The 23,409-nt window shown below is 38.0% G+C and carries 28 protein-coding genes and 1 pseudogene; 25 read left to right on the forward strand and 4 right to left on the reverse strand.

Annotated elements, in window-relative coordinates:
• The first annotated feature begins 215 nt into the window (after positions 1 to 215).
• From PCY08_RS04705 to PCY08_RS04740, 8 genes are all read left to right on the forward strand, one after another.
• Positions 216 to 602, forward strand: a complete 387-nt coding sequence (locus tag PCY08_RS04705) for a hypothetical protein (protein ID WP_223141010.1) — start codon at positions 216 to 218, stop codon at positions 600 to 602.
• Between the two features lie 14 nt (positions 603 to 616).
• On the forward strand, positions 617 to 1,588 hold the full coding sequence (locus PCY08_RS04710; protein ID WP_301559589.1) for a hypothetical protein: 972 nt from the start codon (positions 617 to 619) through the stop codon (positions 1,586 to 1,588).
• 90 nt (positions 1,589 to 1,678) lie between these two features.
• Positions 1,679 to 2,464 carry an alpha/beta hydrolase gene (locus PCY08_RS04715; protein ID WP_301559590.1) on the forward strand — a complete coding sequence of 262 codons (786 nt, stop codon included), beginning with the start codon at positions 1,679 to 1,681 and terminating at the stop codon, positions 2,462 to 2,464.
• A 128-nt stretch (positions 2,465 to 2,592) separates the two neighbouring features.
• On the forward strand, positions 2,593 to 3,474 hold the full coding sequence (locus PCY08_RS04720; RefSeq protein ID WP_301559591.1) for a DUF4300 family protein: 882 nt from the start codon (positions 2,593 to 2,595) through the stop codon (positions 3,472 to 3,474).
• 122 nt (positions 3,475 to 3,596) lie between these two features.
• Positions 3,597 to 4,517, forward strand: coding sequence for a multidrug resistance efflux transporter family protein (locus PCY08_RS04725; RefSeq protein ID WP_301559592.1), 921 nt, complete (start codon positions 3,597 to 3,599; stop codon positions 4,515 to 4,517).
• A gap of 91 nt (positions 4,518 to 4,608) precedes the next feature.
• Positions 4,609 to 4,929: a hypothetical protein gene (locus PCY08_RS04730; protein WP_301559593.1), complete on the forward strand. Its 321-nt coding sequence runs from the start codon at positions 4,609 to 4,611 to the stop codon at positions 4,927 to 4,929.
• Between the two features lie 38 nt (positions 4,930 to 4,967).
• A complete protein-coding gene (locus PCY08_RS04735; protein WP_301559594.1) occupies positions 4,968 to 5,279 on the forward strand; it encodes a hypothetical protein in 312 nt (103 codons plus the stop codon).
• 48 nt (positions 5,280 to 5,327) lie between these two features.
• Complete coding sequence (locus PCY08_RS04740; RefSeq protein WP_301559595.1) at positions 5,328 to 6,134, forward strand: hypothetical protein; 807 nt, start codon at positions 5,328 to 5,330, stop codon at positions 6,132 to 6,134.
• A gap of 30 nt (positions 6,135 to 6,164) precedes the next feature.
• Here the strand turns inward: PCY08_RS04740 and PCY08_RS04745 are convergent, their stop codons facing one another.
• The gene (locus PCY08_RS04745) at positions 6,165 to 7,184 is read right to left on the reverse strand and encodes a hypothetical protein (protein ID WP_301559596.1); all 1,020 of its coding nucleotides are present in this window, start codon (positions 7,182 to 7,184) and stop codon (positions 6,165 to 6,167) included.
• A 119-nt stretch (positions 7,185 to 7,303) separates the two neighbouring features.
• Here PCY08_RS04745 and PCY08_RS04750 point away from each other — a divergent pair, with 119 nt between their 5' ends.
• From PCY08_RS04750 to PCY08_RS04830, 17 genes and pseudogenes are all read left to right on the forward strand, one after another.
• On the forward strand, positions 7,304 to 7,810 hold the full coding sequence (locus tag PCY08_RS04750) for a YfbM family protein (RefSeq protein ID WP_301559597.1): 507 nt from the start codon (positions 7,304 to 7,306) through the stop codon (positions 7,808 to 7,810).
• A 31-nt stretch (positions 7,811 to 7,841) separates the two neighbouring features.
• On the forward strand, positions 7,842 to 8,693 hold the full coding sequence (locus PCY08_RS04755) for a CbrC family protein (protein ID WP_301559598.1): 852 nt from the start codon (positions 7,842 to 7,844) through the stop codon (positions 8,691 to 8,693).
• Between the two features lie 18 nt (positions 8,694 to 8,711).
• Positions 8,712 to 9,194, forward strand: a complete 483-nt coding sequence (locus PCY08_RS04760; RefSeq protein ID WP_301559599.1) for a hypothetical protein — start codon at positions 8,712 to 8,714, stop codon at positions 9,192 to 9,194.
• Positions 9,195 to 9,211: 17 nt separating this feature from the next.
• The gene (locus PCY08_RS04765; RefSeq protein ID WP_301559600.1) at positions 9,212 to 9,613 is read left to right on the forward strand and encodes a hypothetical protein; all 402 of its coding nucleotides are present in this window, start codon (positions 9,212 to 9,214) and stop codon (positions 9,611 to 9,613) included.
• A 10-nt stretch (positions 9,614 to 9,623) separates the two neighbouring features.
• Entirely contained in the window at positions 9,624 to 10,121 is a 498-nt protein-coding gene (locus PCY08_RS04770) for a hypothetical protein (RefSeq protein WP_301559601.1), read from the forward strand.
• A gap of 48 nt (positions 10,122 to 10,169) precedes the next feature.
• Positions 10,170 to 10,964, forward strand: coding sequence for a DUF4261 domain-containing protein (locus PCY08_RS04775; protein WP_301559602.1), 795 nt, complete (start codon positions 10,170 to 10,172; stop codon positions 10,962 to 10,964).
• Between the two features lie 43 nt (positions 10,965 to 11,007).
• Entirely contained in the window at positions 11,008 to 11,475 is a 468-nt protein-coding gene (locus tag PCY08_RS04780) for a hypothetical protein (protein WP_301559603.1), read from the forward strand.
• Entirely contained in the window at positions 11,468 to 12,484 is a 1,017-nt protein-coding gene (locus PCY08_RS04785) for a hypothetical protein (protein WP_301559604.1), read from the forward strand. Before PCY08_RS04780 ends, PCY08_RS04785 begins: the two co-directional genes overlap by 8 nt.
• Before the next feature lie 599 nt (positions 12,485 to 13,083).
• Positions 13,084 to 14,538 carry an aminotransferase class I/II-fold pyridoxal phosphate-dependent enzyme gene (locus PCY08_RS04790; RefSeq protein ID WP_301559605.1) on the forward strand — a complete coding sequence of 485 codons (1,455 nt, stop codon included), beginning with the start codon at positions 13,084 to 13,086 and terminating at the stop codon, positions 14,536 to 14,538.
• Positions 14,539 to 15,399, forward strand: a complete 861-nt coding sequence (gene speE / locus PCY08_RS04795) for a polyamine aminopropyltransferase (protein ID WP_301559606.1) — start codon at positions 14,539 to 14,541, stop codon at positions 15,397 to 15,399. It begins immediately after the preceding gene.
• Positions 15,396 to 16,655, forward strand: a complete 1,260-nt coding sequence (locus PCY08_RS04800; protein WP_153225574.1) for a saccharopine dehydrogenase family protein — start codon at positions 15,396 to 15,398, stop codon at positions 16,653 to 16,655. The genes speE and PCY08_RS04800 overlap by 4 nt, the downstream gene beginning before the upstream one ends.
• Positions 16,655 to 17,782 (forward strand): carboxynorspermidine decarboxylase, encoded by a 1,128-nt coding sequence (gene nspC / locus PCY08_RS04805; protein WP_301559607.1) that lies wholly within the window; start codon positions 16,655 to 16,657, stop codon positions 17,780 to 17,782. The genes PCY08_RS04800 and nspC overlap by 1 nt, the downstream gene beginning before the upstream one ends.
• Entirely contained in the window at positions 17,779 to 18,864 is a 1,086-nt protein-coding gene (aguA, locus tag PCY08_RS04810; RefSeq protein WP_301559608.1) for an agmatine deiminase, read from the forward strand. Before nspC ends, aguA begins: the two co-directional genes overlap by 4 nt.
• 9 nt (positions 18,865 to 18,873) lie before the next feature.
• Positions 18,874 to 19,749, forward strand: coding sequence for an N-carbamoylputrescine amidase (aguB, locus tag PCY08_RS04815; protein WP_301559609.1), 876 nt, complete (start codon positions 18,874 to 18,876; stop codon positions 19,747 to 19,749).
• Between the two features lie 57 nt (positions 19,750 to 19,806).
• Positions 19,807 to 20,430 carry a tetratricopeptide repeat protein gene (locus tag PCY08_RS04820; protein ID WP_301559610.1) on the forward strand — a complete coding sequence of 208 codons (624 nt, stop codon included), beginning with the start codon at positions 19,807 to 19,809 and terminating at the stop codon, positions 20,428 to 20,430.
• A 374-nt stretch (positions 20,431 to 20,804) separates the two neighbouring features.
• Positions 20,805 to 20,990 carry an AbrB family transcriptional regulator gene (locus PCY08_RS04825; protein WP_301559611.1) on the forward strand — a complete coding sequence of 62 codons (186 nt, stop codon included), beginning with the start codon at positions 20,805 to 20,807 and terminating at the stop codon, positions 20,988 to 20,990.
• Positions 20,987 to 21,400, forward strand: a pseudogene (locus PCY08_RS04830) (type II toxin-antitoxin system death-on-curing family toxin). Before PCY08_RS04825 ends, PCY08_RS04830 begins: the two are co-directional and overlap by 4 nt.
• Positions 21,401 to 21,540: 140 nt before the next feature.
• Here PCY08_RS04830 and PCY08_RS04835 read toward each other — a convergent pair.
• Genes PCY08_RS04835 through PCY08_RS04845 form a run of 3 tightly spaced genes read right to left on the reverse strand, consistent with a single transcriptional unit; the run spans position 21,541 to position 23,390 of the window.
• On the reverse strand, positions 21,541 to 22,356 hold the full coding sequence (locus tag PCY08_RS04835) for a TIGR03943 family protein (RefSeq protein ID WP_301559612.1): 816 nt from the start codon (positions 22,354 to 22,356) through the stop codon (positions 21,541 to 21,543).
• Positions 22,353 to 23,258 (reverse strand): permease, encoded by a 906-nt coding sequence (locus tag PCY08_RS04840; RefSeq protein ID WP_301559613.1) that lies wholly within the window; start codon positions 23,256 to 23,258, stop codon positions 22,353 to 22,355. The genes PCY08_RS04835 and PCY08_RS04840 overlap by 4 nt, the downstream gene beginning before the upstream one ends.
• Positions 23,259 to 23,390: an SPJ_0845 family protein gene (locus PCY08_RS04845; protein WP_153225565.1), complete on the reverse strand. Its 132-nt coding sequence runs from the start codon at positions 23,388 to 23,390 to the stop codon at positions 23,259 to 23,261. It abuts the gene before it with no gap.
• Positions 23,391 to 23,409: the final 19 nt, after the last annotated feature.

A 23,409-nucleotide genomic window follows, 5' to 3' on the forward strand; every position in this document is an offset into this window, starting at 1 on the left:
TAGACCTAATTAATCAATTTTAAGTTAATGGTTTATATTTGAAATAGAGTCTTCATAGAGACTTTTTCGTTATAAAAAAATCTAGACTGAAACCAAGGTAAAAGCTCACTGGTTCAGTCTTTTTTTTCTATTTATGTAGTATAATGAATGGTGTAAGGATTCTATTTTTAATAGAAATTTTCAAGAATGAAAATTTATCTAGAAAGAGGAGCAATATGAAGCAATCACTTGAATTTTTAAGAGAAAGAATCACCGATAAGATGCCCTTAGAGGATATGGTAGCAATCTTTGAAGACTTGTGTCGTGAGCCTATTGAGGATGAGATGGTTTTATTTGAAACAGGGACATTTACAGCTATATCTGATAAGCCCTTGTTTCAACTATCGTTGGTAAGGCAAGCCCCAAATGAAGATGAAGAATTTTATCAAGTACATCTTGATATTTTCTATGAAGCTAGTCGTGAGAATCAAATCTTTAGTGAATCAACCTGGGATGAGGATTTAGAGGAAAATATTTTTGACTACATTAGAAATTCTGAAGTATTTGCCTATGCTAAAGAGCAGGAATACAAAGCAGTCAAGATTTATCTGGAAGAAACTTAAGAAAAGGTAGTAATATGTTTCATTTTTTTAAGAAAAAAACACACAAAAAACTTGAAATCAATCTCCACAACAATTCAATGATTATTAACGGAACCAGCTTAGCTTTTCCTTTGTCCTTGAAAGATATTGAAACTGTATTGGGGAAGCCTGACCAGGTTGTCAAAAGAGATAATAAGTTTATTAAATACATTTATGATAAAGCTGGAATTGTATTTGAACATTCTTTCTCAATTAATAATCATTTAAAAAAATGTAAGACCTACATTGATGAGGAACATTTGATTTCTACTGTTTTCCTTTACTATGGCGATATTGTAAAATCTATGACTGGAGATAAAGAATTGCCAAAGCAACCATGTCAAGCTGTGGTATTATCAGATGGAAAATCTCCTTACTTCTTTTCTGATAGGCATAGAGTAGGGGATTTTAACCTGATTTTATGGACTCCTTATGGAACTAATTTTAATGGAATTACAGAGACGATCACAGACACACTTTCTATTTCCTACTTTCCAGAGATAAAATGTGAACGGGAAAGTTACAAGTTAAAAACAACTGATGGAGAAGTGCTTCACTTTGACAATATAAATTTTAAACTAGCCATTATCCAGGTTTTAATGTATGATTTAGAGGTTTTGAAACCTATTTTTAATATTTTTGATTTTGCAGAGGAAGCCAGTGAGTTGAACATCGACACAGAAAGTATGGAGATTATTCAGCCAGCACTTGATTATATGATAAATCTTCCTATACCTAAGAAATATGCTGAACAAGTCCAAGAAATCTATATGGATGGAGGAAATGAAATTTATATGAATCTGATACCTCAGTGGGACGGTGAAGATGATGGTTTCGATCTAAATGAAGTGAGCCTTAAAGAACTGCAACAGTTTCCAAATCTTAAGCAAGCGACTATCATAAGCAGTAATTTTGAACAAGTCAAAAAAACCTTCGACAAGCAAGGGGTTCAAGTGAAGGTATTATAATTGTTGCATTTATCTGAATAAATCATAAATGGATGGTATAAGTTCTTTAAGGAAAAGGGCTAAAAATGGAAAGAAATCTGGTGTTTGAAAATGAACATTCTTGATCTTAATTCTAATCAGAAAGAGACGATATTGTTAATCCACCCTATGTTATCTTCTGCTCAAGGGATGAAGTCTCTCATTGCAGATCAGATGGGGCAAGAGTTTAGATATATCATTCCGGATTTGTCTGCGCATGGGCAATCAGCTTCGGATATTTATGAGTCAGCTCTTAAGGAAAGCCAGATGATCTATGATTATCTAAAAAATCATCAGATAAAAGACCTACGTTTAGGCTTTGGTGCATCCTTGGGTGGAGTTGTATTACTGCAATTATTGAATTACAAGGGCATCAGGTTTGGTAAACTTGTTTTTGAAGGGGTTAGTTTATGGACAAATGCGCCTTTGCTAGATGTATTTACTAGGTATTTATTGTTAATAAAGCATAGAAAAGCCTTGCGAAATAGAGATATAGTTGTTCATAAGATGGTTTCACTTTATGGAGAAAAAGGAGAGATGATGGCGGATTCTTTCATTGCTATGGATGAAGAAAGTATCAGACATATTTCCCGTGATTGTGCATTTGTGGATTTGCCTAACCTTACGCCAGAGGAACAAAAAAGCTGTGTTTTCTTTTATGGTTCAAAAGAATTCGACTTGATAGCTGCTAAAAAAGTTCTTCCAAAAAAGTATCCTCATGCCACATTTCACATTTGGCAAGGATATGACCACTGTCGCAAGATCACTGAAAATCCGGTAGTTTACTCCAAGATCCTGCGAGATGAAATGTTAGCTAATGCTACAGTATTAGAACCCACAAAAAAGACCTATGTGTAAGACCATAGAAATGAGTGAAAATAGATTGATGCAAGATCCTGTATGACCTTAACTTTATCTAAGAGCTGCTAAAATAGTTGCTCGCCAAAAGTGTTTGCAACTCCAAACATATTTAGAAAGATAAATTGATGAAAAAAAACAATCGACTGATAAAAATTGGCCTTTTCTCAACGCTTCTTTTGACCTTAGTAGCTTGCAGTCAACCACAAAAGGCAAGCGATGCTACTACGGAAAACTCAGTAACTCAAACACAGTCTGGTCAAGTTTCCTGGAAAGCTACTTATAGCAATATGAACAGTAATCCCAGTGAAGAAGAAGTCAGAAAAGCCTTGGCTGCATATTTGGATAAAGAAAGTGTGAATGCATTTTTCAATCTTGTCAACGATTATAACAATACTGTTGGTTCGGTTGGCTTAACTGGAGATTTTTCTACATTTACCAAAACCGAGTATGACGTAGAAAAGATAAGCAATCTTTGGACTTCCCAAAAAGGTGATTTTGTAGGTACCAACTGTCGTATCAACAGTTATTGTTTATTGAAAAATTCCATCGAAATTCCTAAGTTAGAGAAAGATGATTCCCTTTTGTTTGTCGATAATGATGCTATTGATAAGGGAAAAGTCTTTGGTGCAGAAGACAAGGATGCCTTTGATATTCTATTCTCAAGAGTCAAGACAGAAGCAACAACTGATGTCAAGGTCCATGCTGCTAAGATGGAAAACTTCCTTTCTCAATTCAAGTTTAATGAACATGCAAGAATGCTATCCGTAGTCGTTCATGATGATCTGGATGGGCAATCCCTCTTTATCGGCCATGTTGGTATTCTTGTACCAAGCGAGGATGGCTATCTCTTTGTCGAAAAGTTAACCTTTGAGGAACCTTATCAAGCCATTAAATTTGCGACCAAGGAAGATTGTTACAAATATCTAGATACAAAATATGAAAACTATACAGGTGAAGGTCTAGCGAAACCATTTATTATGGACAATGATAAATGGGTCCAATTTTAAAAAATTATATACTTAAAGTAGTGTAATTGATAGACGTTTATATGGGAAAAATAAAAGTTATAGACTTTATCGATATGTTTAAGTCAATTAGATAGAATAGTTTTATATGAGGAGATATATTTATGAAACAATCACAATTTTATAGAGCACTCTGGTATGGTATTTTGGGTGCTCTCTTTTTTGCTTTTACTTTTATTTTTAACCGTAGTATGAACCTAGAAGGTGGGTCTTGGTTGTGGAGCGCAAGCCTCCGTTATTTATTTACTCTGCCAATACTTACTTTTTTTGTTTGGCGTAAGAAAGAATTATCTACGGTATTAGCAGATATTCGTCAGTCACCATGGACTTGGTTTCTCTGGAGTACAGTTGGTTTTGGACTTTTTTATGGTCCACTCTCCATGGCTTCTGTTTATGGTGAATCATGGTTTGTTGCGGCTACATGGCAGATCACTATTTTAGCAGGCTTACTCTTGACTCCTTTTTTTGGTAAAAAAATTCCAGGAAAGCAGTTAGGTATGACATTTTTTATATTATTGGGGATTATTCTCATTCAGATCCCTTATTTTCATAGTGGTATGGGAAATGGAGTTCTTATTGCTAGTCTATTGATTTTACTAGCAGCTTTTTCTTATCCTTTGGGGAATAGAAAAATGTTGGAACATTGTCAGCAAGATAGTTTAACTACTAGTCAGCGTGTTTTTGGTATGATCCTGATGAGTACTCCTTTTTGGCTATGCGTCTCCCTATATGCTGGATTTGATACAGGATTGCCATCCAGTTCCCAAATGTTGCAATCTCTCATTGTTGCAATTTTTTCAGGTGTTGTTGCAACTTTACTTTTTTTTGAAGCGACAAACTTAGTCAAGCACAATCATAAGCAACTGGCAGTCATAGAAGCAACTCAGGCAGGGGAAGTACTTTTTACTCTTTTGGGTGGTTGCTTTTTCCTAGGTGATAGCTTTCCAAATCTTCTAGGTCTTTTGGGCATTATTATTGTAACTTTAGGAATAGTAGGAAATAGTCTATTAACCGGTTTTGATTAGTTGAAGTGTGGTTTAAAGGAAAATCTCTACAAATCAGAAGTTTGCCAAGTGACAGAAGATGATAAATAAATATGATTAGAGGACAGCAAGCATGGATGAACATACATTAAGAGTTGTAAAAATTGATAAGGAAGCTATTTTTGAACTGCTCTACGAGACTTTTATAGCGCAAGAGCAAGAACTGCTGGACCTGTCGCCGGTAGATCTTATCAATGATTGTGCTATGGATTGGGAAAAGGGAGAGTTTATCTTTGCAGCACACCTTCAGGAAAATAGTCTGGGAGAATTTAATCCTCTTCCCAAAGATATTGATATCCAAGAGTTGCTGAAAAAACTACCTGTTACAACAGATTCCGTTCTTGGTAAAGAGAGGATTTATAGAGATTTTTCATTCGATCAATTAAAAAAATAGTATAATAGTAGTAAATAAAATAGTCATAAGGAGACACAATGGATATTAAAGATTTTACAGAAAAAGAACAAGAAATGATTAAAAAGGGACTAACTTTCTCTAAGCTGAACGACAAGGAAACTGCCGATAAGATTATCGCTTTAATTCCTCAAGATATGATTAAACGAATTCCATTTTTTGTTAGAAAACATGCCATTACACGTACTGTTAAGAGAATCTCGATCGAGTATCCAGTGTTGTATGCCGTTGCTGAACAAGAAGGCCAACTTCCTGAAAAGGAAGCTCAAGAATTGCGCCAAATTCTTACAGATATTTTCCAAGAAAAAATGAACAAGCATAAGATTAAATAAGCGTTGAGATTTAGAAATAAGATGTCGATTGAGCATTAGGAGTTGAGAATGGCTATTGATGGCGTTAAAATCATTGACAGTGATCAAGGGTATGACATTTACAATGAGGTAGTTGGTCGCTATAGAGACGGTGATCATGTGTCCAATATTATCAAGGATATCCTAGATGCAGAGAAAGATTACTGTCAAACTGACTTTTTTACAGAGATTTATTGGACTGCTCTTGCCTATTCACTGTGGAAGATTGGTCACCTGACAGACGATATCAGAGATAAAACCTTGGAGCTTCTCAGAAAAGGGGCTGATCCATTTTGGTTGGAAATAGATCCAAAGGCTTTGAAGCAAAGGCAAAAAGTCTTGGAAAAACTTGCTATCCAGTTGCAAACTGAAAATCCTAGGCCTCTAAAGGTCCCTAAAGCCAAAACTAAACGTAAACCCTATTTTGAAGAAGGGGATCTCCTTGCTGTTAAGTTCCAAGATGAGTATGGTCTTGTCTTTGTATCTATGGTTGATCAGAGTCCTAGAGAGCTTGAGTACCATCTGGCTTGCACGCGCCTTTTACAGATAAAAAAGCCCACCATCGATGATTTTTTGACCAGTCATATCTCCTGTAAGATGGACAATACAAAGTTTGCTCTCGTTACAGACTGCTGGTTCAATCACAAAGATTTAGGGCAATTATTAGAAAATATTGAAAAAATTGGACAGGTGAAACTTAGACCTTTTAGTCTTTGGATGCTAGCACCTGCCCAAAATTTAGAAGATATTTATGAAGAAATCACTAGAGATAAAGGTTCCTCTGGCCTTAGATTCATCGAAACCTATAAACTTGTCGACGATATTTTTCCAGTTTAATGCTTATGTGATAAAGGGGTAAATGGTCAATTATTCCCATTGACTGTGTTGGGCTCTGACACCATAGCTATCTAGGGAACCATCCCTATTAAACTTGGTTTCAATCAGGTATCTTTTCCAGAGGTCGTAATCTGCTGTTTGAATGGTTAGGATAAAGTTGGCATCGGTATCAGAGACATTATAATCAGCTGGATTGACTTCAAAGATATCGATTAATTTTCGTGTTTGAAAATCTTGGAACTTGAGATTTGCTAGCTTGACATGATTGATGGAAATTTCTTCTAGTTGCTTGCTATCCTTAGGTGTTCTGTAATAGGTGATGACGCAGTTTTTGAGCTGATCAGTATCTCTTCCTGTAGGAGTAAGGCTCATAAAGCCATAGGACTGATCATCCCGATTGACTTCGAGAAGCTGACCGTAGTAGAAGTGGTCGTTTTTGGGATTGGTGATGGAGCTCTCTGCGCCTTTATCTCCAAAGGTAAAGCCTTGGTCCAAAAGCTCGGAAGCCTTGGTTTCTCCGATAATGACAGTGGTATCTTGAATGCTTACTGGAACAGGTTGAGCCGGAAGGCCACTCATCATCATGCAAAACATAAAAACATAACTCGTTAAAAAAGCTGTCCCGATAAAAGCGTTGGTTGATGCATAGACATGACTGTTATGAAAGTTTTTTCTTATAGCCAGTACAACAAATTTACCAATACTTTTTAAAACCATACTAACAAATACGATAAAAAATTGTTTTTTCAAACATTCATAAATGGCTTGAGGAAAGCTATTACCATGATAGTAGAAGACAGCCAATACCAGTAGATTTACGATTAGATAGATTAGAAAGAACCAATGAATCTCTTTAAGGGCATTAGCATCAGTGATTTCTTCATAGTCAACGTGAATTCTTCCTTGAATGGCATGGCCGAGTTTATAAATCCATTTGGGAATGTCTTTGCCTTTTTTAACCGCAATTAGAAGTCTAATATAGAGATAGATAGTAAAGGACAAGGATAGAAAGAAAAGAGCATAAAAACCCAAAACAATACTAGTGAACATTACTATTTCCCCCTATTTAACATTCAATAAAACAATTTCTTAGCTCCATTATAGCATTTTCTAGGGAAATAGAGCTAGAAATATCCGTATGATACTAACAGATTCAAAGGAGTAAAATCATGGGAATGATCGCCAATTATCAATATTTACCAGACAATGAATTAGAACAAATAAAAGCTCTTTCTAACCAAGAAGATGACTTGTTAGACTTTGCTGAGGACTCCGCTGATAGTCATGATATCTTACTAGATATCGACAAAATGTGGGATGCCTTGGTTTTTGTCATGACAGGATTTAGTAGTTCAGAATTTTTGGATGACAATCCCTTGAGAGAAGCTGTTTTAGGGGTGACTCCTCTAGAGGATGTATCTGAATATATCGCCTATACTGAAAAAAGCAAGATAGCCGAGATTGTAGAAGCTTTAGAAAGTTTTGACATGGACAGAGCCTTGGCAGGCTTTAGTATGGAAGCATGCAAGAAAGCTGACTTGTATCCTGATATTTGGGATTATCTTGAGGAAGAGGAAGAAATCAAGGATGAAATTCGAATCAGTTTTGTAAATATGAAAGAGTTTTACAAAAAGATTCTGGAGCTCAATGGAAATGTCCTAGTTACTATTTGTTAAGGTTTTTATATTCCGTTAGAAAGGTAATCCTATGAATCCATTTCTAGAAAAATACATTACATTAAAAAAGCAATACCTGGACCAAGATGGAAAGCCTTCAAGTGTTGCGGCTCTCTATGATTTGGCTGATGAATTAACTAAGTTTGAGGATCTAGAAGCGAAGAAAGTCTTAGTTGACCTCTATGAGCAATTGGGTCTCTACACTAGTGCCTATAGCTTATTTACTGAAATCTTATACAAACCCGATCGAAAACAGTTAAAGAAACTGAGCCGTTTACAAGAAATGAGTCAAAGTCATGGTGATCGTTATGCCCTTCCTCGTCCCCTAACAAAAGAAGAGAAGAAGCAAAGGCAGAAGCTATTACAGTCTTTGCCACATTTTATCTATCATCCAGATCCCTTAGCTACAGATTCATTTGTTGAAGGAGAAGCCAAGCTTTGTCCATCTTGTGGGAAAGAAAGCAATGTTTATTATGCCTTGATACCTTATAGTATCGAGAATATAGAATACCTTTGCCCAATGTGCATTGCAAACGGTCAAGCAGCTAAAAAATTCGATGCGGAATTTATCCAAAATGCCGAGTGGCAGGGTGAATTAGATCCAGAAAAGAATCAGCTGCTTTTTTGTCAGACCCCAGGCTACTCTAGTTGGCAGGGAGAATATTGGCTTTCTTGTTGCCAAGATTATTGTGCTTACTTGGGTACAGTTGGAACTCGAGAATTGAAGGATATGGGAATCGCTGAGCAAGTCTTGGCAGACTATGAAGCTCGTGAAGAATATCAAGAAGTAGAAGACTACTTGGTCAAAGATGGGTCTCTCTGTGGTTACCTTTTCAGATGTCTCCATTGTCAAAAATACCAGATCTGGGTTGATGCAGATTAAATCGGAATGTGATTAGCTATGAAAATTAAAGAGAAGACTATGGAAGAACTAGAATTATTCGAAGCTGCCTCCAAAGATTTATTAGATACTATGCAGGGATTAAAAGACAATCTATCTGCTCAATTTCCCCTATTAGATAGTGATAACTGGCAGTATGATAAGGGATCGATAAAAGTTTGTAAAGCTGATGAGTCAGGATTCAAAAAAAGATGTAGAGTCGGAATCAGCTACAACTTGAAAGTCTCCCTATTAAACGAAGCTGCCGAGCAAATCTGGTTAGTGTTTAAAGACTGGTTCAATGCTAGCAGATTGAGTCTAGTTGAAAGAAATCCTAATAATGAAGATTTGGGAAGATATGTCTTTTCAGCAAGTTCCTCTCTAGGTGATCAGGTAGATTGTTCAATTTATTTACCTAATGAGTGGAATATCCCTCAGATTAGCTTTTCAGGCTATTTAACAGCTCGTTATAGGGCTTGTGATCTTGATAAATTGCGAGAATAAGAAGAAGGTTTTTAGAGATGAGAAAGATTGATTGGGACAAGATAAAAACTCGCTTAGATGCCTTGCTGGTTATTGATGAGTATCTGACCGATCCGAGTGAAGATTGGCTCAGACTCGTGATTAAGACTGAGGAAGACTATGGACTCCGCTACCTTATTGACAATGGATCTGGTGATTCTTTGGATGTGATTTTGACTGATAAAATGATCCTTTATGATGGTCACGCGCATCAACAGACTTACCAAGATCAGGATGGCGGAGAATGGTTGCTCTCTTACCTTTTTGATAGCTTTGAGAGATTTCATGAGTTTGTGACTGACTATTATGAAATTACCGTAGATAAAGATTTACTTAGAAAACTCTACATGAAAGGCTTTCTTTCAGACCTAGAAGTAAAGCAATTAATCCAAGATGATTAAGAGGCTTATTATGAGAGTGAACTATAAAAATACCCCTGAAAACTATCAAACTCTGGCAGAAATAATTATCACACCATTGCTTGATTTACTCAAAAGTTTAACCTTGTTAGAAGAGGAAATTTTTGAGCGTAACAGAGCACTGGATAAGGAAAAAGAAGCCCTTGGCATCCCAGCCCATCAAGTTCATCCCAAGTGGAATGAACTTATGGATGACTATTTTCAGAGGCAAATGCAACTTCTAACTGGACGAGTGACTCAAAAATGCTTGGAAGGAGGAGTTCGAAATTCTTATGGCTCCCCAAGTGAGTATAACTATGTTCAAACGAATGATTTTTCTGTAGATTTTATCATGGCAAAAGCTGAAGAAGCAAGAGTCATAACCCATTATCAAGAAGCTTTAGAAATGAAGCATCAGTTTGTACTTAGATTGGTGGATGGAAATTGGCTACTTGATGAGAAATTCTACGGTTTTGAGGATGAGGAAACTTGGTATCTCGACTCACTTTGACCAAGAGAGCTTTGCTTCCCAACTGGTATAAGAAAAAGGAGGAGTTTTATGAATTTTTTAAAAAATCTATTTGCTAGTAAGAATGAAAAGTCAGAGAAGAAAAAACAACTGATCTTGTCCATGCCTCTTTTCAAAGGCAATCAAGCCTATTCTTTAGACCAAGTTGTTCAGGAATTGAGATCTCATTGGGGGCTTGAAATTTCTGAAGTTTCTGGGGATGATTCGAGTGCAACCTTTGTGATTGATGGTGCTCTCGTTGCGCTGGCTTTAATGGATTTGCCTATCCCAAGTCAAGAATTTGAAGAATTGTATGCCTATTCTTACCTCTGGCAGGATGTTGAGAAGGAAACACAGGAGCACACACAACACGCCATTGTTTCTATATTGTCTGACAATCTTTCGCCAGTAGAAACTTATTCCTTATTAACTAAAGTCAATGCCTCTATCCTAAAAACTAGTCAATCAGCTATTGGTATTTATCAGGGTTCTACCACCTTGCTCTTGCCCAAAGATCTTTATCTAGACCTGGCTGACCTTTTGAAAGAAGAAATGCTTCCCCTTCAACTCTGGATCTATATGGGGATTATCAATCAGAAAGATAAGACCAGCATTTACACTTATGGTTTGAAAGAGTTTGGAAAAACTGAGATTGAAATTATCGAGTCTCCTATGAATAGTGATGACTTATATTATTTCCTTTTGTCTATTCTTCAGTATGTTTTAGGTAGTGATGTCACCTTGAAGGACGGTGAAACCATTGGATTTTCAGAAGATCAAAAAATCAAAATCACTGAGTCAAAAGCCGTCTATTTGGAAGGAAATTCCTTGAAATTAGATGTTTAGACCATGATTTATAATTGAGTGTCCTTCCTAGATTGGGGGTTTTATGAAGCGTGATATAAAAAAGTATTATCTCTACCGATTTCTGGTCTATAGATTTGAAAAACTCTCTTGTAAGGACCCAAGTCTCAAGGAAATAGAGTCAGAGAAGAGAGAAAAAATCCTTCTGGAGGCTACTCGAACTAGTCAAAAGATTATTCTAGTCCTTGGAATTCTTTATGTTTTTTTAAATTCTGCTATGTTCATTTACCTAAGGCTCAATGATTTTCAAAATCCCTTATTGACTTGGTTTACTGACTACATCGACTATTTAGGTGGACTGATAAACGGAGAATGGGGCGGTAGTTGGCGTCAAAAGAAAGCTAGTTTTTTGATGATTGCTATACTGGCTTTGCCCATTGTGGTCATAGATGGCGGCCCCTTCTTCTTGCTGGTTTTATTAGTTGGGAATTGGACATTAAAGAGAAAAATAAGATTTGAGAGAGAACATAAAGGAGTAGAGAGCCATGGCTAGAACGGTGATAATAGGTACTTTAATAGTTTTTGCAATCTTTAATCTGCTACTCGGTCTGGGCTTTTATCTCTTTCTAAAAAAGAGGAGAGAGAATGGGCAGTCATTGTACGAAACCCCTGTAAATCAACAAACTCGAACAGAAAAACTGGGTCTAGGTGAGATTTTGATCTACCTGACACTTATTGCAATCGCAGGGATGTTTGCTTTTCAGACCTTAAATAGAGGTGGAGTTGGGAATTCTATTTTAGCCAAAATGATCCTCCTACCTGCTCTAATGGCCCTTTTCAATGCAAGAAAAAGGACTGGAAAGTCATTACTTGCCCTCCTTATAACCTTCCTTGTCTTTCTAGTAGGAGTCATGTTTAATCTCACGATTGGACTCCCACCCCAAGCACCGATTTTGCAAATTAATGAAAGTAAAATCACGTTAGCAGAAACAAAAGCCAGTGAGCTGATGGAAGCTGGATTTGATATCTATGTAAGACAAGGTGATGGTGCTAGCGACTACGAAGATCTCCTGACAGATGGCAATTTCCAAAAGTATTCAGGAGATAAGTCAGTCACTATCGAAAAAGGCTTCAGACTTGATAGCAATGCTGTTCCCTACGCTCCCTATCTCTTTGCAAAAGATGGCATAGTTCTTGGGAGTATTTCCTTTTACGGGGCAGAAGATAAGGACGTGGTTCTAGAAGATTCTAAGGTTATTCAGGTTCGATTTAACAAGGATAGCATTGAAGCAGCTAAGGAACATTCTATAATTTTGAAATTGGATAAACTCGACTTGACTAGTCGACTTGATATTTCACTTGTTCAAGAAACTTTTAAAAAGCATCTATGGTCAATTCCCCCATCACATACAAGTGATGTCACTCAATTGTGGTATGGATTACAGTGGTCAAGTAACAGTGACTCTCTATTTTGGAATGAGTATTATAGTCTTATCCGTCTAGATGAAAATTATTTGATGACTGATTTTGAACTAGCTGCCAAAGTAGCGCGTGATGAGTAAAAGCAATTTTGAATAGTTGATTATGCTTATGATTCATTAAAGAAACTAATCTATTTAGTTTCTTTTTTTGTTTTTTGATTTAAATTTAAAACGATTTCCATTTTTAAGTTAAAGCAATTTCACGAACGAAAAAATGAATTTATTTAAAAAAGTTTCTAAAAATACTTTACAAGAATACGAAAACATGATATAGTAATGAAGCTTAGAAAATGAGATGATGTTTTCTAGCAAATATAAACCCGAGTAAAAAATGCCTACGGACAGGCAGGGTTGAATGCCGAAGCGTGGTTGAAAAGCCACATTATTGATAGGGTTAAAAGCCTACTTTTATAAGTTGATGTTAGGACATTTGTCCTAATTCGTATAGATTTGTTAGTGTGGTGAAAGCACACGTCATCTTGTGAAACGATCAATAAAGTACGTAATATTTGCTACTAGAGAGTTAGGAAACATCAGGAACAGACATACTCAAAAGAAACAAACATAAACACGTCAGTAGATTGTAGAGCAGGTGTCAACCTGCTCTTTTTTCATAAGTATCCTTTAGAGCCTTACATGGTTAAGGTGTAAAAAATATGATAAAGGAGTATGTCTTTATAATGTTAAATCAAAACCAAGCTCCCATCTATGAGGGGTTGGTCAAGTTACGAAAAAAAAGAATTGTACCGTTTGACGTACCTGGTCACAAGCGTGGCCGTGGAAACCCAGAGTTGGTTGAACTTTTAGGGGAAAAATGTGTAGGTATAGATGTTAACTCTATGAAGCCCTTGGATAATCTGGGGCATCCCATTTCGATTATCCGAGAAGCTGAGGAACTAGCTGCAGAAGCTTTTGGTGCTGCTCATGCCTTTTTAATGATTGGGGGCACAACCTCATCTGTTCAAACTATGATTCTCTCCACCTGTAAAGCGGGAGATAAAATTATCCTTCCTCGAAATGTCCATAAATCAGCCATCAACGCTCTAGTTTTATGTGGTGCTATTCCCATCTATATCGAGATGAGTGTGGATCCAAAAATCGGTATTGCTTTGGGGCTTGAAAATGAGCGTGTAGCACAAGCTATTCAGGACCATCCAGATGCTAAGGCTATCCTGATTAACAATCCAACCTACTATGGAATTTGTTCAGACCTTAAGGGGCTAACAGAGATGGCCCATGCTGCAGGAATGAAAGTCTTAGTAGATGAGGCGCACGGTGCCCATCTCCACTTTACAGATAAACTTCCTCTATCTGCTATGGATGCAGGAGCAGATATGTCAGCAGTGTCTATGCATAAGTCTGGTGGTAGCTTGACACAAAGTTCACTTCTTTTAGTTGGGGATCAGATGAATCCTGAGTACGTGCGTCAAATCATTAACCTGACCCAATCAACATCAGCATCTTACCTACTAATGTCTAGTTTGGATATTTCACGCCGCAATCTGGCCCTTCGTGGTAAAGAATCCTTTGAGAAAGTCATTGAGCTATCCGAGTACGCTCGTCGTGAAATCAATGCTATTGGTGGCTACTATGCCTACTCAAAAGAGCTAGTAGACGGTGTGTCCGTTTGCGATTTTGACGTGACCAAACTGTCCGTTTATACTCAGGGAATTGGGCTAACAGGTATTGAAGTTTATGATCTTCTGCGAGACGAATATGATATTCAGATTGAGTTTGGTGATATTGGTAATATCTTGGCCTACATTTCGATAGGGGACCGCATTCAAGATATTGAACGCTTGGTTGGTGCTTTGGCTGACATCAAGAGACTCTACTCACGAGATGGGAAGGACTTGATTGCTGGAGAATATATCCAGCCCGAGTTGGTTTTATCTCCTCAGGAAGCCTTCTATGCAGAGAGAAGAAGTTTAACCCTGGACGAGTCTGTTGGGCAAGTCTGCGGGGAATTCGTCATGTGCTATCCTCCAGGTATTCCAATCCTAGCGCCAGGTGAACGGATTACACGAGAAATTGTTGATTATATCCAATTTGCCAAAGAACGTGGTTGTTCCCTCCAAGGAACGGAAGATCCAGAGGTCAATCACATCAATGTTATTGAGAGAAAGGAGAACTAAATGGATTTATGGTTTTCTGAAGTTCATACTCCAGATGTGAAATTGTCTCTGAGAACAGCCAAACAACTCTACGCTGGTAAAAGTGAATGGCAGGATATCGAAGTTTTAGACACGCCTGTTTTTGGGAAGATATTGATTTTAAATGGGCATGTCTTGTTTTCAGATGCAGATGATTTTGTCTACAATGAAATGACAGTTCATGTTCCAATGGCTGTTCATCCTAATCCAAAGAAAGTTTTGGTTATTGGTGGTGGTGACGGAGGTGTTGCCCAGGTATTAACACTCTATCCTGAACTGGAGCAAATCGATATTGTGGAACCGGATGAGATGCTGGTTGAAGTCTGTCGTGAGTATTTCCCAGACTTTGCTGCAGGGCTTGATGACCCTCGTGTTACCATTTACTATCAAAATGGGCTTCGTTTTTTACGAAACTGTGAGGATGATTACGATATTATTATCAACGATGCGACAGATCCATTTGGACATACGGAAGGGCTCTTTACCAAGGAATTTTACGGTAATAGCTATAGAGCTCTCAAAGAAGACGGTATTATGATTTACCAGCATGGGAGTCCTTTCTTTGACGAAGATGAGTCGGCTTGCCGAAGTATGCATCGTAAGGTCAATCAAGCCTTTCCAATAAGTCGTGTTTATCAGGCACATATCCCTACCAGTCCTGCTGGATATTGGTTATTTGGATTTGCATCGAAAAAATATCACCCTGTCAAAGATTTTGACAAGGAAGGCTGGAAAAAACGCCAGCTTTTCACAGAATACTATACTGCAAACTTACACGTTGGGGCCTTTATGTTGCCTAAGTATGTAGAAGACATTTTAGAAGAAGAGGAAGGAAAAAAATGAGTCGTTTATTAGTTATTGGATGTGGGGGCGTTGCCCAAGTTGCTATTTCAAAGATTTGCCAAGATAGCGAAACTTTTACAGAGATTATGATTGCCAGCCGTACCAAGTCAAAATGTGATGACTTGAAAGCTAAATTAGAGGGCAAAACAAGTACTAAAATTGAAACAGCTGCTCTTGATGCTGATAAGGTAGAAGAAGTAATTGCCTTAATTGAAAGCTACAAGCCAGAAGCCGTTTTGAACGTAGCTTTACCATACCAAGATTTGACCATTATGGACGCTTGCTTGGCAACGGGAGTTCACTATATCGACACAGCCAACTATGAGGCTGAAGACACAGAAGACCCTGAATGGCGTGCTATTTATGAGAAACGCTGCAAAGAGCTTGGATTTACGGCTTACTTTGATTACTCATGGCAATGGGCTTACCAAGAAAAATTCAAAGAAGCTGGCTTGACAGCTCTTCTTGGTTCTGGATTTGACCCAGGTGTGACCAGTGTATTTTCAGCATACGCCCTTAAACACTATTTTGATGAAATCCACTATATCGACATTTTAGACTGTAATGGTGGGGACCACGGTTATCCATTTGCGACCAATTTCAACCCAGAAATCAATCTACGCGAGGTTTCTGCACCAGGTTCTTACTGGGAAGATGGAAAATGGGTAGAAGTTGAAGCCATGTCTATCAAACGTGAATATGATTTCCCTCAAGTTGGGCAAAAAGACATGTATCTTCTTCACCATGAAGAAATTGAATCGCTTGCTAAAAACATCCCAGGAGTTAAACGTATTCGTTTCTTTATGACTTTTGGCCAATCTTATCTAACTCACATGAAATGCTTGGAAAACGTTGGGCTCCTTCGTACAGATACTATTAACTTTAACGGTCAAGAAATTGTGCCAATCCAATTCTTGAAAGCCTTGCTTCCAGATCCTGCAAGCCTCGGCCCACGTACAGTTGGAAAAACCAATATCGGCTGTATCTTTACTGGTGTCAAAGATGGCGTTGAAAAGACCATCTACATCTACAATGTTTGCGACCATCAGGAGTGCTACGCAGAAGTTGGTTCACAAGCCATTTCTTACACAACAGGTGTTCCTGCCATGATTGGAACAAAATTAGTGATGGATGGTACTTGGAAACAACCAGGAGTTTATAACCTTGAAGAGTTGGATCCAGATCCATTCATGGAAGCTTTGAATAAATACGGCTTGCCATGGGTTGTGGTTGAAAATCCACAAATGGTGGACTAATGAAGCTAGAACAAGTACCAACACCAGCCTATGTTATTGATTTAGCAAAACTAGAAGAAAATTGTAGCATTCTGCAAGAGGTTCAGGAAAAGGCAGGTTGTAAGGTTTTGCTAGCTCAAAAGGCTTATTCCCTCTATAAAACCTATCCTTTGATTAGTCAGTATCTGTCAGGTACGACAGCTAGTGGTCTCTATGAAGCTAAGTTAGCTAGAGAAGAGTTCACAGGGGAAGTCCATGTCTTTGCGCCTGCTTTCAAGGAAGCTGACATGGAAGAGTTGCTTCAAATATCTGATCATATTGTTTTTAACTCTGAGAGACAATTACGAAAATATGGTCAACCTTGTCGTGAAGCTGGTATTAGTGTAGGTCTACGCCTCAATCCTCAGTGTTCTACCCAAGGAGATCACGCGCTCTATGACCCTTGTGCACCTGGCTCTCGTTTTGGAGTTACTTCGGACAAGATACCTAGTGATTTGCTAGACTTGGTGGACGGGCTTCATTTTCATACCCTCTGTGAGCAAGGGGCAGATGATTTAGAGACAACCTTGAAAGCTGTAGAAGAGCAGTTTGGGCCTTATTTGCATGAGGTAAAATGGCTTAATATGGGTGGTGGACATCACATTACAAGAGATGACTATGATGTGGATTTACTGATTTCTGAGATTAAACGAATTCAAGAAACCTATAACCTTGACGTTTATATCGAACCAGGAGAAGCCATTGCACTCAATGCTGGTTATTTAGCTACTGAAGTCTTAGACATCGTTGAAAATGGGATTGAGACCTTGGTGCTAGACGCCTCGGCAAGTTGCCACATGCCAGATGTTCTTGAGATGCCTTATCGTCCCCCATTGAGAGATGGCTTTGAAGCGCAAGAAAAAGCCTATACTTATAGACTATCTTCCAATACCTGCCTAACAGGAGATATCATTGGTGACTATAGTTTTGAAAATCCAGTTGAGATAGGAGATAAACTTTACTTTGAGGATATGGCAATCTATTCCTTTGTCAAAAATAATACCTTTAACGGGATTGGACTTCCAAGTTTGTATGTGATGGATAAAGAGGGTGAATGCAGTCTAGTCAAAGCCTTTGGCTATCAAGACTTTAAGGAGAGATTATCATGATGGACAGTCCCAAAAAATTAGGCTATCGTATGCCAGCAGAGTATGAACCCCACCATGGGACTCTCATGATATGGCCTACTCGACCAGGGTCTTGGCCTTTTCAAGGCAAGGCTGCTAAAAAAGCTTTTAGCCAGATTATCAAAACCATTGCCCAAGGGGAAACAGTCTACCTTTTAGTAGACCAGAATTATTTGTCTGAAGCCCAATCCTATCTTGGAGACCAGGTCGTTTATCTAGATATCCCAACAAATGATGCCTGGGCTCGTGATACTGGTCCAACTATTCTCCTTAATGATAAAAGGGAAAAGTTGGCGGTAGACTGGTCTTTCAATGCCTGGGGTGGCTCATATGACGGTCTTTATCAAGACTATGAAGCAGATGATCAAGTGGCCAGTCGCTTTGCTGAGGCGTTGGAAATGCCTGTTTATGATGCCAAACCTTTTGTACTGGAAGGTGGAGCTATACACAGTGACGGTCAAGGAACTATACTTGTGACTGAAAGTTGCCTTCTCAGTCCGGGTCGCAATCCTCATATGACTAAAGAAGAGATTGAAAAGACCTTACTAGAGAGTCTTGGTGCTGAAAAGGTCATTTGGTTGCCTTATGGTATTTATCAAGATGAGACAAATGAACACGTCGATAATGTTGCAGCCTTTGTTGGTCCTGCAGAGCTTGTTTTAGCTTGGACGGACGACGAAAGTGATCCCCAGTATGCCATGTCTGCTGCAAATCTAGCTCTTTTGGAGAAGGAAACAGATGCAAAAGGACGGAGTTTCACTATTCATAAACTCCCAATCCCAGCTCTTCATCAAGTTGTGACCGAAGAGGATTTACCGGGTTATAGTTATGAAGAAGGGGAAGAAGAGCGTTATGCGGGCGAGCGTCTTGCTGCTTCCTATGTCAATTTCTATATTGCCAACAAGGCTGTCTTGGTGCCACAATTTCAAGATGTCAACGATCAAGTGGCCTTGGATATCCTCAGTCAGTGTTTCCCAGACCGTGAAGTCGTAGGAATCCCTGCAAGAGATATTCTTTTAGGTGGTGGAAATATCCACTGTATTACCCAACAAATTCCAGAATAGGAGGAAAAGATGAGAAATGTAACGGTTGCAGCTATTCAGATGCAATGCGCTAAGGATGTGGAAACCAATATCCAAACAGCTGAACGTTTAGTCCGTCAAGCTGCTGAGCAAGGAGCCCAAATCATTCTTTTACCAGAGTTATTTGAACGTCCCTATTTCTGTCAGGAACGTCAATATGACTACTACCAGTATGCCCAGTCGGTGACAGAAAATACGGCTATTAAGCATTTCAAAGTGATTGCCAAGGAATTAAAGGTCGTTTTACCAATCAGTTTCTATGAAAAAGATGGCAATGTCTTGTACAATTCTATTGCTGTCATTGATGCAGATGGAGAAGTGCTAGGCGTTTATCGGAAGACTCACATTCCTGATGACCATTATTATCAAGAAAAGTTCTATTTTACTCCTGGAAACACAGGTTTCAAGGTCTGGGACACACGCTATGCTAAAATCGGTATAGGAATCTGCTGGGACCAGTGGTTCCCTGAAACCGCCCGTTGCCTTGCCTTAAATGGAGCAGAATTGCTCTTTTATCCAACAGCCATCGGTTCAGAGCCTATTTTGGATACAGATAGTTGTGGGCATTGGCAACGTACCATGCAAGGACACGCAGCAGCAAATATTGTGCCAGTTATTGCAGCCAATCGTTATGGTTTAGAAGAAGTCACTCCTTGCGAGGAAAATGGTAACCAAAGTTCAAGTCTTAATTTCTACGGTTCATCCTTTATGACCGATGAAACAGGAGCTTTTTTAAGTCAAGCCGAACGGCAAGATGAAGCGATCCTCTTAACCACTTATGACCTTGACAAGGGAGCGAATGAGCGCCTTAATTGGGGCCTCTATAGAGATAGAAGACCAGATATGTACAAAGATATTGTGAAATAATTGGTTGTATTTTAGGTTTAGGTCATTAACGTTTTAGGATAGATAGGAGACCTTTTAATGAATCAAGCCTGGGAATTATTGTTTGAGGGGAAGATTGAAGAGGCAAAGAAATTAGTCTCAGAAACTTTCTCGTTAGAAACTTGCAAGGATTACAGCCTTCTCAATTTGCTGGGTTATATCAAGTTCTTTGAAAAAGACTATAAAGAAGCTTTACTGATTTATCAAAAATATCTTGAAATAGCAATATCAAGTCAAGATAAAGAAAATGAACATATAGGATATCACCAGTTAGCCATGGTTTATCGTGAAATGAATGATTTTCAGACTGCTCTTAACTATATTGAAAAAGAGCGAGAAGTAATTGAACAAGTTTTTGCGGAGGATGCTCTAAAAACTTCTGTTAATGACTATGAGCAAGGTTATTTACGATTGAAGTTAGGTCAACTAGTTGAAGCGAAGACATATATGCAGCAGTCGCTAAATTCAGCTCTAAAGACAGATGACCTTATCGCTCATGCCTGCGCTTATAGAGGATTGGGAGAGATTTATCGAAAACTTGATTCGAGTAAATCCTATGATTATTTTAGTCACGCTATTAAACTCTTCGACAAGGCGGGAGATGAGATTGGAGCGGAAGAAGTCAGAGCTTTAATAGATAATAAAAAGTCTGAGACAAAATAGTTCTCAGATACAAAAAAGCTAGAGGTTCCCAATTGTGGAACTCTAGCTTTTTCTGTAGATACTATAGTAATTTTTGATAATGTCCTAGAATTCTGATAAAATGAACATAGTGTTAGCAAGGATAAAAAAGACTGGGAAGCTCATAATCAATTTTTCCTTGAAGAATTAAGTCGTGACTGAGGTTAGATATGGGAAAATGGACATGTAGATGTGGTCAAGCAATGAACGACCCCCAAGCGCCTGATCCTAATGCTTATTCGGTTTATTCGGATGAGTTCTTAGCAGAAATTTCTCAAGCTGAATTATTTTAACTGATATTCTGTCAATGTAATTACGGTAATTATTTGTTATAATACTTCAAAGGAGGAAATCAGATGGTAGTAAAAACAAGAAAACAAGGAAATTCAATCACCATTACCAATCCAAATGGTGAAATTATCTTTACTCCCGAAGAGTCTGGACATCAGATTTCTTATGTATCTGATGATGCCTTTGACTTAAATTTGGACAAAATCTTTGATGAATACGATGATGTTTTCAAAGCTTTGGTGGAAAAATGACAGTCTATCTTACAGAAAGGCAAATTGAGAAAATCAATGTTTTATCAATTGAACGTTATTCACCAAATGAAAAAATTCAGACAGTTAGTCCTTCTGCCTTAAATATGATTGTCAATTTACCAGAATAATTTGTTTTTGGTAAATTTTTTTATCCAACAATTTTTGATAAGGCAACGATACTATTTGTCCAATTGATTAAGAAGCGTGTTTTTGCCAACGCTAATAAACGAACTGCTTTCTTCGTATTGGTGAAATTTCTACAGTTGAATGGTTATCGTTTTTATATGACAGTTGAAGAAGCGGTCGATATGTGTGTAACTATTGCAGTAGAATCCTTAACAGATGAAAGATTAGCTAGCTACACCAAATGGATCTCTGAACATTCATTTAGAGCTAATGGCAAAAATTAAGCTTGGATGTTTAAATCCTATAAGAAAGAAATAGATAAACAGACAGTATTAGAATTCTGTAATGCAGAAAACTATTCTTTTGAATACGTCAAACATTCAACTTTACTAAACAAGAAAAAGTAGCCCACTCAGGCTACTTTTTAAAATTCTTTGTAAACATAAGGATTCTCTGGCTTATCGACTTTTACGAAAGATTGAACTTCAAGAGTTGGGAGGACTTGGCTAAGTTCCTTGTGATAGTGATTGCTAATCTTACCTTTGACTCTTACCCAGGTATTATTTTCATAATGATTGATATTTCCTGTGGTCAAAAGGCCAAAAACTCCCGAATCAGCGATGCAGTGCATGATACCGAAACGAAAAACGAATTGACTATTGGTATGATTCGGATCGTTGTAGACAAAGCCTGTGAACTCGATTTCCTTGCCTTCAAATTCATTTGGATAATCATAAATAGCTTCCATGACTTCCAAGTAATTCTCATCAGTGATGACAATACTAGATTGAGCTAAGTATTTATCAGCACTCTTACGAACAGTGTCTACATAAGCTGTGTGTGAATAAAACCTACTGGTATCCGGCTTAAGATACTGACTGCTCGTACCTTCGCTTGCTTGGATCGCCTTGTCCGTTCCTTCTGACAGAGGAAAATAATATCCTTTTGCCGATACTGTTTGCGAATCTAGCTCGACAGTTGGAAATGTAAATCCAACTAACAAAGGTAAACTTAGGAGGACAAAACTAGCAAGCTTGGCAGAAAACTTGCGTAAGTGACTGTGTTCTTTCAAACGCTTGAAGCAAATATAGGCTTGAACAATGGCTAGCAAGAAAGACAACACCATTGTTATATAAGCCAGATAAGAGTAGTGGAGGTTTAGATATTGATTGAGCTTACCAGATAGGTGTAGATAAAGGGTTAAGAAAAAATAACTCATCAAAATAATAAATCGTATCATAGCGTCACCCCGACTAGATAAGAATAGACAAGAACAACAAGAGTCACAATGGTCATGAACTGCCAAATAAAGCGATTTTTGAGATAATTTTTCATCATGAGTAGGTTTTTGACATCAAGCATTGGTCCAATAACCAGAAAGGCAAGAACTGGCGCAAATCCGAAACTAGAGAGCAACGAAGAGCCAATAAAGGCATCCGCTTCACTACAAAGTGATAGAAGGAAGGATAAGACCATCAAGAGAACAATAGCAAGGAGTGGTGTTGCACTGATAGAAGTCAGGATCCGGGTTGGCACATATACTTGGACTATACTTGCAAAAAGACAGCCAAAGACCAAATAACGTCCCATATCAAAGAATTCATCAATAGCTTGGATAAAGACCTGAAGGATTTTTTTACTTTTACTCAAATGAGAAAAATCATGCTCATGACAAGCCAATCTATTTTCCTTTTGAATAGATTCCTCCCAGAAAAATCCAAGAAAGATACCCAATATAGTAGCAACAAGAATCGAACCTAAAGCGCGGAGTAAGACTATTTTAAATGAATTACCAAAAGCTGAATAAGTTGCAAAAAGTACTATGGGATTGATGATGGGAGTGGTTATTAGAAATGGAACAGCTGTATAGCTTGGAACCTTCTTCTCCAAGAAACGGTTGATGATCGGAACAATTCCACACTCACAAGAGGGAAAGAGAAACCCTATGAAGGTACCAAAAAAGATCCTCCCCAAACGATTTTTAGGGAGAAATCTATATACTTTTTCAGGAGTCACATAGACTTCAATAGCACCTGAGATAATGCTACCAATTAAGACAAAGGGTAGGGCTTCAATGATGATTGATAAAAAGATAGCGCCAGCTTGTAACACACTAGAAGGTAGACTTTGAAAGAGTGTCATCTATTTTTTCTTTTCTGCTTTATCTTTCTTTTCTTTGTCATCTGGAAAAGCTACTTGCTTTAAATCAGGTAGTTTAGCGAACTCTTCGAACATCTTATCTAAGTCATCAGTTTTTGTAAATTTAACAGCCATAAGGCATACCTCGATTCTT

It is taken from the genome of Streptococcus sp. SO4 (genome assembly GCF_030440055.1).
GTDB lineage: Bacteria > Bacillota > Bacilli > Lactobacillales > Streptococcaceae > Streptococcus > Streptococcus nidrosiense.

Bases quoted from the DNA above. Each gene is read 5' to 3' on its own strand.
- PCY08_RS04725 (WP_301559592.1), top strand. From the start codon at position 3,597: ATGAAACAATCACAATTTTATAGAGCACTCTGGTATGGTATTTTGGGT.
- aguB (WP_301559609.1), top strand. From the start codon at position 18,874: ATGAGAAATGTAACGGTTGCAGCTATTCAGATGCAATGCGCTAAGGAT.
- PCY08_RS04715 (WP_301559590.1), top strand. From the start codon at position 1,679: ATGAACATTCTTGATCTTAATTCTAATCAGAAAGAGACGATATTGTTA.
- PCY08_RS04745 (WP_301559596.1), bottom strand. From the start codon at position 7,184: ATGTTCACTAGTATTGTTTTGGGTTTTTATGCTCTTTTCTTTCTATCC.
- PCY08_RS04785 (WP_301559604.1), top strand. From the start codon at position 11,468: ATGGCTAGAACGGTGATAATAGGTACTTTAATAGTTTTTGCAATCTTT.
- PCY08_RS04750 (WP_301559597.1), top strand. From the start codon at position 7,304: ATGGGAATGATCGCCAATTATCAATATTTACCAGACAATGAATTAGAA.
- PCY08_RS04720 (WP_301559591.1), top strand. From the start codon at position 2,593: ATGAAAAAAAACAATCGACTGATAAAAATTGGCCTTTTCTCAACGCTT.
- PCY08_RS04790 (WP_301559605.1), top strand. From the start codon at position 13,084: ATGTTAAATCAAAACCAAGCTCCCATCTATGAGGGGTTGGTCAAGTTA.
- aguA (WP_301559608.1), top strand. From the start codon at position 17,779: ATGATGGACAGTCCCAAAAAATTAGGCTATCGTATGCCAGCAGAGTAT.
- speE (WP_301559606.1), top strand. From the start codon at position 14,539: ATGGATTTATGGTTTTCTGAAGTTCATACTCCAGATGTGAAATTGTCT.
- PCY08_RS04730 (WP_301559593.1), top strand. From the start codon at position 4,609: ATGGATGAACATACATTAAGAGTTGTAAAAATTGATAAGGAAGCTATT.
- PCY08_RS04755 (WP_301559598.1), top strand. From the start codon at position 7,842: ATGAATCCATTTCTAGAAAAATACATTACATTAAAAAAGCAATACCTG.
- PCY08_RS04705 (WP_223141010.1), top strand. From the start codon at position 216: ATGAAGCAATCACTTGAATTTTTAAGAGAAAGAATCACCGATAAGATG.
- PCY08_RS04780 (WP_301559603.1), top strand. From the start codon at position 11,008: ATGAAGCGTGATATAAAAAAGTATTATCTCTACCGATTTCTGGTCTAT.
- PCY08_RS04740 (WP_301559595.1), top strand. From the start codon at position 5,328: ATGGCTATTGATGGCGTTAAAATCATTGACAGTGATCAAGGGTATGAC.
- PCY08_RS04845 (WP_153225565.1), bottom strand. From the start codon at position 23,390: ATGGCTGTTAAATTTACAAAAACTGATGACTTAGATAAGATGTTCGAA.
- PCY08_RS04835 (WP_301559612.1), bottom strand. From the start codon at position 22,356: ATGATACGATTTATTATTTTGATGAGTTATTTTTTCTTAACCCTTTAT.
- PCY08_RS04800 (WP_153225574.1), top strand. From the start codon at position 15,396: ATGAGTCGTTTATTAGTTATTGGATGTGGGGGCGTTGCCCAAGTTGCT.
- PCY08_RS04820 (WP_301559610.1), top strand. From the start codon at position 19,807: ATGAATCAAGCCTGGGAATTATTGTTTGAGGGGAAGATTGAAGAGGCA.
- PCY08_RS04770 (WP_301559601.1), top strand. From the start codon at position 9,624: ATGAGAGTGAACTATAAAAATACCCCTGAAAACTATCAAACTCTGGCA.
- PCY08_RS04765 (WP_301559600.1), top strand. From the start codon at position 9,212: ATGAGAAAGATTGATTGGGACAAGATAAAAACTCGCTTAGATGCCTTG.
- PCY08_RS04840 (WP_301559613.1), bottom strand. From the start codon at position 23,258: ATGACACTCTTTCAAAGTCTACCTTCTAGTGTGTTACAAGCTGGCGCT.
- PCY08_RS04825 (WP_301559611.1), top strand. From the start codon at position 20,805: ATGGTAGTAAAAACAAGAAAACAAGGAAATTCAATCACCATTACCAAT.
- PCY08_RS04735 (WP_301559594.1), top strand. From the start codon at position 4,968: ATGGATATTAAAGATTTTACAGAAAAAGAACAAGAAATGATTAAAAAG.
- nspC (WP_301559607.1), top strand. From the start codon at position 16,655: ATGAAGCTAGAACAAGTACCAACACCAGCCTATGTTATTGATTTAGCA.
- PCY08_RS04760 (WP_301559599.1), top strand. From the start codon at position 8,712: ATGAAAATTAAAGAGAAGACTATGGAAGAACTAGAATTATTCGAAGCT.
- PCY08_RS04775 (WP_301559602.1), top strand. From the start codon at position 10,170: ATGAATTTTTTAAAAAATCTATTTGCTAGTAAGAATGAAAAGTCAGAG.
- PCY08_RS04710 (WP_301559589.1), top strand. From the start codon at position 617: ATGTTTCATTTTTTTAAGAAAAAAACACACAAAAAACTTGAAATCAAT.